General features: G+C 54.3%; 10 protein-coding genes. 3 read left to right on the top strand and 7 right to left on the bottom strand.

The window, feature by feature from the left end; translation table 11 throughout:
• Positions 1–56 precede the first annotated feature (56 nt).
• From B9Z46_RS03045 to gyrA, 7 genes are all read right to left on the bottom strand, one after another.
• Entirely contained in the window at positions 57–368 is a 312-nt protein-coding gene (locus tag B9Z46_RS03045) for an integration host factor subunit beta (RefSeq protein WP_055360259.1), read from the bottom strand.
• A 92-nt stretch (positions 369–460) separates the two neighbouring features.
• Complete coding sequence (gene rpsA / locus B9Z46_RS03040; protein WP_108254476.1) at positions 461–2,149, bottom strand: 30S ribosomal protein S1; 1,689 nt, start codon at positions 2,147–2,149, stop codon at positions 461–463.
• A 183-nt stretch (positions 2,150–2,332) separates the two neighbouring features.
• Positions 2,333–4,360 (bottom strand): bifunctional 3-phosphoshikimate 1-carboxyvinyltransferase/cytidylate kinase, encoded by a 2,028-nt coding sequence (locus B9Z46_RS03035; RefSeq protein ID WP_108254475.1) that lies wholly within the window; start codon positions 4,358–4,360, stop codon positions 2,333–2,335.
• Positions 4,361–4,370: 10 nt separating this feature from the next.
• Positions 4,371–5,255: a prephenate dehydrogenase gene (locus B9Z46_RS03030; RefSeq protein ID WP_055360262.1), complete on the bottom strand. Its 885-nt coding sequence runs from the start codon at positions 5,253–5,255 to the stop codon at positions 4,371–4,373.
• Entirely contained in the window at positions 5,252–6,349 is a 1,098-nt protein-coding gene (pheA, locus tag B9Z46_RS03025) for a prephenate dehydratase (RefSeq protein WP_108254474.1), read from the bottom strand. The genes B9Z46_RS03030 and pheA overlap by 4 nt, the downstream gene beginning before the upstream one ends.
• Before the next feature lie 39 nt (positions 6,350–6,388).
• Entirely contained in the window at positions 6,389–7,495 is a 1,107-nt protein-coding gene (serC, locus tag B9Z46_RS03020) for a 3-phosphoserine/phosphohydroxythreonine transaminase (RefSeq protein ID WP_055360264.1), read from the bottom strand.
• The gene (gene gyrA, locus B9Z46_RS03015) at positions 7,492–10,152 is read right to left on the bottom strand and encodes a DNA gyrase subunit A (RefSeq protein ID WP_108254473.1); all 2,661 of its coding nucleotides are present in this window, start codon (positions 10,150–10,152) and stop codon (positions 7,492–7,494) included. Before gyrA ends, serC begins: the two co-directional genes overlap by 4 nt.
• 226 nt (positions 10,153–10,378) lie before the next feature.
• On the opposite strand from gyrA, the gene ompA reads away from it, so the two are divergent.
• The 3 genes from ompA (at position 10,379) to B9Z46_RS03000 (ending at position 12,536) form a co-directional block, all read left to right on the top strand.
• On the top strand, positions 10,379–11,026 hold the full coding sequence (ompA, locus tag B9Z46_RS03010) for an outer membrane protein OmpA (protein WP_055360266.1): 648 nt from the start codon (positions 10,379–10,381) through the stop codon (positions 11,024–11,026).
• A gap of 92 nt (positions 11,027–11,118) precedes the next feature.
• The gene (gene ubiG / locus B9Z46_RS03005) at positions 11,119–11,859 is read left to right on the top strand and encodes a bifunctional 2-polyprenyl-6-hydroxyphenol methylase/3-demethylubiquinol 3-O-methyltransferase UbiG (protein ID WP_055360267.1); all 741 of its coding nucleotides are present in this window, start codon (positions 11,119–11,121) and stop codon (positions 11,857–11,859) included.
• A gap of 11 nt (positions 11,860–11,870) precedes the next feature.
• Complete coding sequence (locus B9Z46_RS03000; RefSeq protein WP_108254850.1) at positions 11,871–12,536, top strand: HAD-IA family hydrolase; 666 nt, start codon at positions 11,871–11,873, stop codon at positions 12,534–12,536.
• Positions 12,537–12,567 lie beyond the last annotated feature (31 nt).

Raw genomic sequence — 12,567 nt, 5'->3', positions numbered from 1 at the left:
CCCAGAAACAAAAAAGGCCCTTGGATGGGCCGATTTATTCAGAGCGGGCTGGGGGCTTATTCGGCCTTGCCATGCAGGATGTCGAGAGACTTTTTATCGACGGCTTCGCGCAGTGCCTTGCCGGGTTTGAAATGCGGTACGCGTTTTTCTGGAATTTGCACACTTTCACCAGAACGTGGGTTGCGGCCAACACGGGGTGGGCGGCGATTGATGGTGAAACTGCCAAAACCACGGATCTCAATGCGATGGCCTTTGACCAAGGCTTCGCTCATGGCGTCCAAGACCGTTTTGACGGCGAATTCGGCGTCACGGTGCGTCAGCTGCTCGAAACGGGCGGCCAAAGCTTCAACGAGGTCGGAACGGGTCATGTCAGGGAAAGTGAGTTGGGTTGACGCATAGAAAAAGCCTCCGCCCAACCCCCGATGGGGCCAGGCCAGAGGCTTTGTTCTTCAGCAGATCATTAAGCTGCGTCGTTGTTATCCAACTTGGCACGCAACAAAGCGCCCAAGCTGGTGGTACCAGCGTTTTCGCGTGAAGACTGCTGGCTCAATGTGGCCATGGCTTCGCTTTGATCGGCGGCATCTTTGGCCTTGATAGACAACTGGATGTTGCGTGTCTTGCGATCGACGTTGACGACCACAGCTGTGACTTCGTCGCCTTCTTTCAACAAGCTGCGAGCGTCTTCCACGCGATCGCGTGAAATTTCGCTGGCGCGCAAGTAACCAATGATGTCATCGCCCAAGTCGATTTCAGCGCCGCGAGCGTCAACAGTTTTGACTTTACCAGTCACTGTTTGGCCCTTGTCGTTCACTGTTACGAAGGTGGTGAAGGGGTCGCCGTCGAGTTGTTTGATGCCCAAGCTGATGCGCTCGCGCTCAACGTCGACTGCCAACACGATGGCTTCAACGTCTTGACCCTTCTTGTAGTTACGAACAGCGGCTTCGCCGGTTTCGTTCCATGACAAGTCGGACAAGTGAACCAAACCGTCGATGCCAGCGGCCAAGCCCACGAACACACCGAAGTCGGTGATGGACTTGATCGGGCCTTTGACGCGGTCGCCACGTTTGGTGTTTTGTGCGAACTCTTGCCATGGGTTGGCACGGCACTGTTTCATACCCAAGCTGATGCGGCGTTTGTCTTCGTCGATTTCCAAAACCATGACTTCGACTTCGTCGCCCAATGACACGATCTTGGAAGGTGCCACGTTCTTGTTGGTCCAGTCCATTTCAGAGACGTGCACCAAGCCTTCGATGCCTGGCTCGAGTTCGACAAATGCGCCGTAGTCGGCGATGTTGGTGATCTTGCCGAACATGCGGGTGCTTTGTGGGTAGCGGCGGTTGACGCCCATCCAAGGATCGTCGCCCATTTGCTTGAGGCCCAAGGACACGCGGTTTTTCTCGGTGTCGAACTTGAGGATCTTGGCAGTAATTTCTTGACCGGCTTGCACCACTTCGGAAGGGTGACGAACACGGCGCCATGCCATATCGGTAATGTGCAGCAAACCATCGATGCCGCCCAAGTCAACGAATGCACCGTATTCGGTGATGTTCTTGACCACACCGTGAACGACGGAACCTTCGCGGAGGTTTTCCATCAGTTTGGCGCGCTCTTCGCCCATCGAAGCTTCGACCACAGCACGGCGTGACAACACGACGTTGTTGCGCTTGCGGTCCAACTTGATGACCTTGAATTCCATGGTCTTGTTTTCGTACGGTGACAGGTCTTTGGTGGGACGTGTGTCGACCAATGAACCTGGCAAGAAAGCACGAATGCCATTGACCAATACTGTGAGGCCGCCTTTGACTTTGCCGCTGGTGGTACCAGTGACGAATTCGCCGGATTCCAACGCTTTTTCCAATGACAACCATGATGCCAAACGCTTGGCAGTGTCACGGCTCAAAATGGTGTCGCCGTAGCCGTTCTCGATAGAGCCGATGGCCACAGACACGAAGTCGCCCACTTGGACTTCGATTTCGCCCAGATCTGATTTGAATTCTTCCAGGGGTACGTAGGCTTCAGATTTGAGGCCGGCGTTCACAACCACGAAGTTGTGTTCGATGCGAACAACTTCAGCGGTGATCACTTCGCCTGGGCGCATTTCCGTGCGCTTCAGTGATTCTTCAAATAGGGCTGCAAAAGATTCTGACATTCAAGTTCCTAATCCGCAAAAAGGTCTGACGACTGCGATATTGCGTCGTTACCAAGGCTAGATGCGGCGGTTGTTTGCGTTTTCACGCGGGTTAAGTTGATGAACCACAAAACAAATGCGCAAGCAGCGCGGAGGGTGTTTTGTGGGCCTCTGTTCAAGGCCTGCCTGTTTTAAACAAGAAATTTAAACAGGAAAGCCTTGTTTGCTTTGCCACCAGTCAAGGACCTGATGCACCGATTGGTCGATGCTCAAATCTGAGTTGTCTAGCAGCATTGCGTCTTGCGCTGGCTTCAAGGGTGCCACGCTGCGAGAACTGTCTCGTGCGTCGCGAGCCTCTAGGTCAGCCCGAAGATCCACGATTTTAGCCTGAAAACCTTTAGAAATCAATTGCTTATAGCGGCGATCGGCTCTTTTTGCGGCGCTGGCGGTCAAAAACACCTTCAAAGGCGCGCCAGGAAAGATCACTGTGCCCATGTCGCGGCCGTCGGCCAAGAGGCCGGGCAGGCGCTGGAAGCTGTGCTGAAGAGCCACCAAGGCTACCCGAACGGCGGGCAAAGTGGACACTTTGGAGGCGTTCATGCCGCCTTCTTCGCTGCGGATGGCGTCGGTCACATCTTGCTCATTGAGCAAGACTTTGTCGCCTTCAAAACGGACTGGCAACTTTTCGGCGAGGGCGGCGATGGCCAATTCGTTACTTGTTTCAAGGCTCAGGCCAGCCTGTAATGCGGCATAAGCTGTGACCCGGTACAAGGCGCCAGAGTCAAGGTAGTGATAGCCCAATTGTTGGGCCACCAGGCTAGACAAAGTGCCTTTGCCTGAAGCGGTTGGGCCGTCGATGCAAATCACTGGAATGCGGTCCGAAGGTGTTTGCGTCAAAGAGAACAAGGCTTCGAAATAGTCTGGGAATGTTTTGGCCACGCACTTGGGATCTTCAATGCGCACGGCTTGCTGGTCAACGTTAAAGGCCGCCAAAGAGAAACACATGGCCACACGGTGATCGTCGTAAGTGTGAATGCTGGCGGCTTTCCACTGCCCTGTTGGCAAAGGGTGAATGCGCAACCAGTCGGGGCCTTCTTCCACTTGCGCACCCAGCTTGCGTGCTTCTTTGGCCATGGCCGCAATGCGATCGGTTTCCTTCACACGCCAGCTGGCAATGTTGCGAAGGGTGGTGGGGCCATCGGCGTAAAGCGCCATCACGGCCAAGGTCATCGCGGCATCTGGGATGTGGTTGCAGTCCAAGTCGATGGCTTTGAGGGGCCAAGCACCCCGTTTGATCTCTAGCCAGTTGGGGCCACTTTCAATGCGGGCGCCCATTTGGGCCGCGGCATCCATGAAGCGAATGTCGCCTTGAATGGACGATGCGCCTACGCCTTGAATGCGAACCGCTTTGTCTGTGGCGGCCAATGCACCCAAGGCAATGAAATAACTGGCCGATGAGGCATCGGCTTCGACATGAATTTCGCCAGGTGAGGTGTAGTGGCTGCCAGCGGGAATGGTGAAACGTTGCCAACCATCGCGCTTCACATCAATGCCATAGCGCGCCAACAAGTTCAAGGTGATTTCAACGTAGGGCTTGGAAATCAGCTCGCCCACCACTTCAATCACGATGTCTTTTTGGGCAGCCAAAGGCAGCGACATCAAGAGAGCCGTGAGAAATTGGCTTGACACATCGCCGCGCACTTGAATGGGCTTGTCGAGTTGAAGTTGGGGTGTGCGTACGCGCAAAGGCGGATAGCCTTCGTTGCCCAAATAATCAATGTGACAACCCAAGAGGCGCAGTGCATCGACCAAATCACCAATGGGACGCTCGTGCATGCGCGGCACACCTTTGAGTGTGAAGTCGCCGCCCATCACAGCCAAAGCAGCAGTGAGAGGGCGCATGGCGGTACCCGCGTTGCCCATGAAAAATTCAATGGCTTCAGTGGGCTTCTTCAAGCCAGCGGATTGGCCGTTGGAAGTGCTTTGTCCTAAGCCGGTGATGCAAACGCTGTGGGTACCCGCCTTTGGCTCAACGCCGCAACCCAGTTGACGCAATGCGGCCAACATGACACGCGTGTCATCTGAGTCCAACAGATCGTGTACCCAAGTGCTGCCTGCGCACAAGGCAGACAACAACAACACGCGATTGGAAATACTTTTGGAGCCTGGCAAGGTGACAGTGCCACCAGCTTGTTGCAAAGAGGGAAGGTCGAGAAACGCAGTTGCAAACATGTTGGCGTGTTTATTCTTCTGATGGCTGGGTAGCGCCCATGCGCCAATTGAATCGCAGGTCACTGGCTTGACGAATCATCTCTTCAAGCGCTTGAGGGTCGTTGGCTTGAATGGCTTGTTCAAAGTCATTCAATGCGTCTTTAAAATGGCGAATCTGAAGCAAGACTTGCTCGCGATTGGTGCTCAAGATGTCACGCCAAACGACGGGATCGCTGGCAGCAATGCGCGAGAAATCTCTGAAACCAGGGCCACCCAGCGCAATCAAGTCGGGGCCATTGTGTTGTTGAAAAATGCCACGAATGATGGCGTAAGACAAAACGTGCGGCAAATGGCTCACTGCGGCAAAGGCCGCATCGTGCGCTGCAGGCGTGAGTTCAGTGATGTAGCTGCCCAAGCTCTTCCAAATTTGTTTGGCCAATTGAACTTGCATCGAACCCGAACTGGGCATGGGCGTGACGATGAGCGCGCGATCTTGGTACAAATCGGCATCTGAATGTTCAACGCCTGCCACCTCTTTGCCAGCGATAGGGTGGACTGGCACGAAGCACGGGAGTTTGTCTCCTAGTGTTGCAAGGGCTGCAGCCACGATGTCTGATTTGGTGGAGCCCACGTCCATCAGCAGGGCATTTGAACTCAAGGCAGGGGCGATGGCTTTGAAGCAGGCTTCTGTGGCCTTGACGGGCACCGCCAATAAAACCAAATCTGCATCCGTCACCGCTTCGGCCATGCTGTCGACGGCCAAGTCAATCACGCCCAGGCTAAGTGCTTTTTGGCGCGATGACGCGGAGGCGCTATAGCCCACAATGTGGGGTGCCCAGCCTGCTCTTCGAGCGGCCAAGGCAAACGAGCCGCCCATCAGACCGCAGCCAATGAGAGCGACTTTGCTGAATTTCATTCGGGAATAGGGTAGGAGCCCAGCACCTTGTAGAAGGCGCACAAACCTTGCAGTTCTTGCAGGGCTGCCGCAACGTGCGGTTGCGAAATGTGGCCTTGAATGTCGATGTAGAAATAGTATTCCCACTGACCTGATTTGGCTGGACGAGATTCAAAGCGGGTCATCGACACACCGTTGTTCTTCAAAGGCATGAGCAGGTCGTGCACGGCACCTGGTTTGTTAGGTACCGACACGACCAAGCTGGTGCAGTCCTTGCCAGAGGCAGGGGGTGTGGCCAAGGTTTGCGGCAAACAAATGACTGCGAAGCGCGTGCGATTGGTGGCTTCATCTTGAATGGCATGGGCCACGATGTGCAAACCAAATTGAGAGGCAGCACGCTCGCTGGCCAGTGCGGCCCAAGTGGGGTTTTCTGCCGCTAAACGCGCGCCTTCGGCGTTGCTAGAAACTGCGCGGCGCTCGACATGCGGTAAGTGTTGTGTGAGCCAAGTCTGACATTGGGCCAAGGCCTGAGGATGCGCCAACACCACTTCAATGTCTTTCAGGTTGTCGGTTTGACGCAGTAAATTGTGACGCACCAACAAGCTAACTTCACCAATCACATGAACGGGTGAGCGCAAGAACAAATCGAGCGATCTGGCCACCACACCTTCAGTGGAATTTTCCATGCCCACCACGCCAAACTGTGCGGTGCCAGCGGCTGTGGCGTGGAACACTTCGTCGAAGTTGTTGCAATAAATGAGGTTGGCGGCGCTGCCAAAAAATTCAACGGCAGCTTGTTCGCAAAAAGTTCCTTGGGGGCCTAGTATCGCAACACGTTGAGGCGCCTCAAGTGCCAAACAGGCGGACATGATTTCTCGCCAAATGGACGCGACGTGCGCATTGAGCAAAGGGCCTTGGTTGGCCTTCTCAATTTTGGCAATGACTTGGGCAACGCGGTCAGGCCGGAAAAATGGCGAGCCTTCTGCGCGTTTGATTTCGCCAACTTTTTCGGCAACTTTGGCGCGTTGGTTCAAGAGGCTCAACAACTGTTGATCCAGCGAATCAATTTGAATTCGCAATTCGCCCAATGCATCAGATTGAATAGGTTGCGTCATGGTGAATCAGTGTTGTGTGGAAGATTGCCCAGGGCAAGTTCAAGCTTGCGTGGCTTCAAAATCTTTGAGGTAGGCCACCAAGGCTTCAACGCCTTCAATCGGCATGGCGTTGTAAATGCTGGCGCGCATACCGCCTACCGATTTGTGACCTTTGAGTTGTAGCAAACCACGGGATTTGGCGCCTGCCAGAAAAGCATCGTTGCGAGACTCGTCGCGCAAGTAGAAGGGGATGTTCATGCGGGAGCGGCATGACTTGTCAACCCGGTTTTCGTAAAGCTGGGATTGATCAAGGTAGTCGTAGAGTAACTTGGCCTTGGCGATGTTACGCTGTTCCATAGCGGCCACACCCGTCATGCCATTTTCTGTTTGTGCTTTCAACCATTTGAAAACCAGACCGGCAATGTAGATGGAATAGGTGGGAGGCGTGTTGTACATGGAGCCGTTGTCGGCCACCATTTTGTAATTGAACGCACTGGGGCAATGCTTCATGGCTTTGCCCAAAAGATCTTCACGAACTACCACCAAGGTAAGACCTGCAGGGCCTAGATTCTTTTGGGCACCGCCAAACGCCAAGCCGACTTTGGACCAGTCGATGCTGCGTGAGGCTACATGCGAAGAAAAATCAATCACCAAGGGGGCGTTGCTGCCCCAGGCTTTCAGGTCGGGTAGGGAATGGTATTCAACGCCGTCGATGGTTTCATTGGTGCAAACATGCACATAGCTGGCGTTCGTACTCAGTTGCCATTCATCAGGTGTGGGGATGGTGGTGAATTTTGAGCCTTGCGCGCTGGCCGCTAAATGAGGCGTACAAAATTGCGCAGCCTCCTTGAATGACTTTTGGCTCCAACTGCCGGTGACCACAAAATCGACCGTGCCTTCTTGCGACAAGTTCAAAGGCACGATGGCATTTTCTGCAATGCCGCCACCTTGCATGAACAAGATTTTGAAGTTGGCGGGCACTGCCAACAACTCACGAAGATCGGCTTCTGCTTCTTCGTAAATGGACATGAACTCTTTGCCGCGATGGCTCATTTCCATCACGCCCATGCCACTGCCATGCCAGTCCAGCATTTCGCTGGCGGCTTGAATCAAGACGGCATCGGGAATGGCAGCAGGGCCGGCAGAAAAGTTGTAAGGCCTCGTCATTCGGCAGCGCTACCTTCACCGGTTTCGCCTGCTTCGCCTTCAGCATCTTGAGCTTCGCTGTCATCGTGCGCGTTGGCGTCGTTTTCAACGATGCGTTGCAGGCCAGACAATTTGGCACCGTCGTCCAGGCCAATCAGTGTGACGCCTTGGGTTGCGCGGCCCATTTCACGAATTTCGGAAACACGCGTGCGAACCAGCACGCCAGTGTCGGTGATCAGCATGATCTCGTCTTCGGCGCGAACCAAAGTGGCTGCCACCACCTTGCCGTTGCGCTCAGATTGTTGGATGGCAATCATGCCTTTGGTGCCACGGCCGTGGCGTGTGTATTCCACAATGGAGGTGCGCTTGCCGAAACCGTTTTCGGTGGCGGTCAGCACACTTTGTTGCTCGTCTTCGGCCACCAGCATGGCAATCACGCTTTGTGTTTCGTCGAGCATCATGCCGCGCACGCCACGTGCATTGCGACCCATGGGGCGCACATCGTTTTCATCAAAGCGAACGGCTTTGCCGCCATCGCTGAACAGCATCACGTCGTGTTTGCCATCGGTGAGTGCGGCGCCGATCAAGAAGTCGCCTTCGTCCAAGTCAACGGCAATGATGCCGGCCTTGCGAGGGTTGCTGAATTCATCCAAAGATGTTTTCTTCACGGTGCCCATGGAGGTTCCCATGAACACGTAATGATCGGCAGGGAAGCTGCGCATGTCGCCTGTCAAAGGCAAGACCACATTGATCTTTTCGCCTTCTTGCAAGGGGAACATGTTGACGATGGGTCGGCCGCGTGAACCGCGTGAACCCGCAGGTACTTCCCACACTTTGAGCCAGTACAAACGGCCACGGTTGGAGAAGCACAAGATGTAATCGTGCGTGTTGGCAATGAAGAGCTGATCGATCCAATCGTCTTCTTTGGTGGCCGTGGCTTGCTTGCCGCGACCGCCGCGTTTTTGGGCGCGGTATTCAGACAAAGGTTGGCTCTTGATGTAACCGCTGTGAGACAGGGTGACCACCATGTCGGTCGGCGTGATCAAGTCTTCAGTTGCCAAATCTTGGGCGTTGTTTTCAATGAAGCTGCGGCGTGCACCGACTTTGGTTTGACCAAATTCTTGGCGCAACTCACCCAGCTCTTCACCGATGATGACGGAGACGCGTTCTGGTTTGGCCAAGATGTCGAGCAAGTCTTCAATCTCAGACATCACTTCTTTGTACTCAACCACAATCTTGTCTTGTTCCAGACCGGTCAAGCGTTGCAAACGCATCTGCAAAATTTCTTGGGCTTGCGTGTCGCTGAGGCGGTACAAGCCGTCGTTGCCCATGCCGAAGTCTTTTTCCAAACCATCGGGACGGTAGTCGTCTGCATTGACAGCACCACCATCGGCGCGAGTGCGTGTGAGCATTTCGCGGACCAGCTTGCTGTCCCAACGGCGGGTCATCAACTCGGCTTTGGCCACAGGCGGTGTGGGCGCATTGCGAATGATGGCAATGAACTCGTCGATGTTGGCCAGTGCAACGGCCAAACCTTCCAATACGTGACCACGCTCGCGCGCTTTGCGCAACGTAAACACCGTGCGACGTGTGACCACTTCACGCCGGTGTTGCAAGAACACGCTGATGAGGTCTTTCAAGTTGCACAACTTGGGCTGGCCATCAATGAGGGCCACCATGTTGATACCAAAGGTGTCTTGGAGTTGCGTCTGTTTGTACAGATTGTTCAACACCACTTCAGGCACTTCGCCACGCTTGAGTTCAATGACCAGGCGCATGCCTGATTTGTCGGACTCATCTTGAATGTGGCTGATGCCTTCGATCTTTTTCTCGTGAACCAATTCGGCCATGCGTTCTTGCAAGGTCTTCTTGTTCACTTGGTAGGGCAGCTCGTCCACGACGATGCACTGGCGCTGGCCTTTGTCGATGTCTTCAAAGTGGCACTTGGCGCGCATCACCACACGGCCGCGGCCTGTGCGGTAGCCTTCTTTCACGCCACTGATGCCGTAAATGATGCCGGCCGTAGGGAAGTCGGGGGCGGGAATGATTTCCATCAACTCGTCGATGGTGGCTTCGGGGTTGCGCAGCAAATGCAAGCAAGCGTCAACCACTTCGTTCAAATTGTGGGGTGGAATGTTGGTCGCCATGCCGACCGCAATACCGCCAGAGCCATTCACCAGCAGGTTAGGAATACGGCTGGGCAAGACCAAAGGTTCTTTTTCAGAGCCGTCGTAGTTGGGTCCAAAGTCGACGGTTTCTTTGTCGATGTCAGCCAACATTTCATGGGCAATTTTGGCCAAGCGAATTTCGGTGTATCGCATGGCCGCGGCGTTGTCGCCGTCCACCGAACCGAAGTTGCCTTGGCCGTCGACCAGCATGTGGCGCATGGAGAAATCTTGCGCCATGCGAACGATGGTGTCATAGACAGATTGGTCGCCGTGAGGGTGGTATTTACCAATCACGTCACCCACGATACGTGCAGATTTTTTGTAAGCGCGATTCCAGTCGTTGTTCAACTCGTGCATGGCAAACAACACACGGCGATGCACTGGCTTGAGGCCATCTCGTGCATCAGGCAGGGCGCGTCCCACAATCACGCTCATGGCGTAGTCGAGGTAGCTGCGGCGCATTTCCTCTTCTAGACTGATGGGAAGGGTTTCTTTGGCAAACTGGGTCATGAGGGGTCAGGCGCGCTGGGTGAAAGACTGCCATTTTAGGTCCAAAGAGTGTCGTTGATTTGCAACACATTGCTCAGATTGATAAGATCGCTTGCAAGGGCTTTTCACCAAATTGGGGAATTGCCTCAGAGCTATGGCACAATCATTTCAACGTTTTGAGTGATGGTCATTCAAAACGTCTCTTTTCTCGCAGGATGTCTGCGGTATTAATCCCATGAGGAGAACCATGAAAAAATTCAACAAAGTGGCAATGGTGTTGGCTTCAGCTGCCTTGGCAAGCGTTGCAAGTGCACAATCCGTAGACAACTGGCGCAACGGCACAGGCGAAATGGCCTGGAAAAACGGCACAGCTGAATACTGCTGGCGCGATGCCAACTGGACACCCGCTACAGCTGCTGCTGGTTGCGATGGCGCTATTGCTGCCCCTAAAGCTGCTGCCCCCGCACCAGCCGCTGCCCCCGCACCAGCCCCCAAAGCTGCTGCACCAGCCGCTCCAGCACCCGCACCAGCTGCCGCCACCAAAGTGACTTACGCTGCTGACACCTTCTTTGACTTTGACAAATCAGTCTTGAAAGCTGACGGCAAAGCCAAATTGGATGACTTGGCTGGCAAAGTTAAAGCGATCAACCTGGAAGTGATCATTGCTGTGGGTCACACTGACTCCGTCGGTTCTGATGCTTACAACCAAAAGTTGTCTGTGAAGCGTGCTGACGCTGTCAAGGCTTACTTGGTGACCAAGGGCATCGAGAAAAACCGCGTTTACACAGAAGGCAAGGGCGAAAAGCAACCCGTTGCTGACAACAAGACAGATGCTGGCCGTTCTAAAAACCGCCGCGTGGAAATCGAAGTTGTGGGTACACGCCCTAACAAGTAATCAACATTCGGGTTGATGCAAGTCAACCCTATGTTTGAACACCAAAAAGCCTCCTTCGGGAGGCTTTTTTACTTTCGGAGACAATGCTGTCTATGAGCACACCCCATTCTTCCAAATTTTCTAGCGCCAATGTCGATCCTGCAGAGCTGGCCAAATTCTCTGAACTGGCTCATCGTTGGTGGGACACAGAAAGCGAATTCCGCCCGCTGCATCAAATCAACCCTTTGCGTTTGAATTGGATTCAAAGTTTGGCGCCATTGGCTGGCAAAAAAGTGGTCGACATCGGTTGTGGTGGCGGCATTTTGTCTGACGCCATGGCCAGACAAGGTGCACAAGTACTGGGTGCCGATTTGGCGGTGAAGTCTTTGAAAGTGGCGCAGTTGCACGCGTTGGAGGCTGGCACGCAAGGCGTGCAGTACAGAGAAATCAGCGCGGAAGACTTGGCACTCGAACAAGCTGGTCAATTTGATGTGGTCACCTGCATGGAAATGTTGGAGCATGTGCCCGATCCTGCTGCGGTCGTTCAGGCTTGCGCCAAATTGGTCAAGCCGGGTGGCTGGGTGTTCTTTTCAACTTTGAACCGCAACCCCAAGTCATTTTTGTTTGCGGTGGTCGGGGCTGAGTATGTGCTCAATCTGTTGCCCAAAGGCACGCACGAATATGCCCGCATGATCAAGCCCAGTGAACTGGCCGATTGGGTTCGCGCCTTTGGCCTCGATGTGATGCAAATGAAGGGCATGGGTTACAACCCTTTCACCAAGGTCTATGCCATGGGCAATGACACCGACGTGAACTATTTGATGGCCACGCAAAAGCCATTCGATCCAGCCTGAGATCCTTCATGATGAAATTTGAAAATGTTCAGGCGGTGTTGTTTGATTTAGATGGCACCCTCATCGACAGTGCGCCTGATTTAGGCGCGGCCGTTGACAAGATGCGCGTTGACCGCGGCATGTCTTCTTTGCCTTTGTCGCATTACCGTCCCATGGCCGGTGCAGGCGCTCGCGGCATGATTGGCTTGGCCTTTGGCTTCACGCCCGATCATCCTGATTACGAGGCCATGAAAGAAGAGTTTTTCCAAAACTACGAAGCGTGCATGACCCAGCGCACCTTTGCTTTTGAGGGTGTGGCGCACTTGATCGAGGCCTTGGTGGCGCGACAACTGCCGTGGGGCGTGGTCACCAACAAGTCCAAGCGATTTACGGAGCCGCTGACGCAAGGCATGCCCTTGTTTGCAAGCGCCTCGGTGGTGATCAGTGGTGATACCACGCCGCATGCCAAGCCACATCCAGCGCCTTTGTTGGAAGCCGCCAAGCGTTTGAGCATCGACCCCGCGCGCTGTGTGTATGTCGGCGATGATGAGCGCGACATTGTGGCGGGTCATGCCGCAGCCATGAAAACGGTTGCTGCAACCTATGGCTATTTGGGCACTCAATCGGATATTGCATCATGGCAAGCCCATGCACAAATTCATGCGCCCCAGCACTTGCTGGACCTGCTGTCTGTTTGAGTGACTGGCTTTGCACAGCTTGATGTGTGGC

It is taken from the genome of Limnohabitans sp. Hippo4, assembly GCF_003063605.1.
GTDB lineage: Bacteria > Pseudomonadota > Gammaproteobacteria > Burkholderiales > Burkholderiaceae_C > Limnohabitans_A.
Note: the sequence above shows the minus strand (reverse complement) of the source record. Positions and strands in the feature narration are given on the sequence as shown.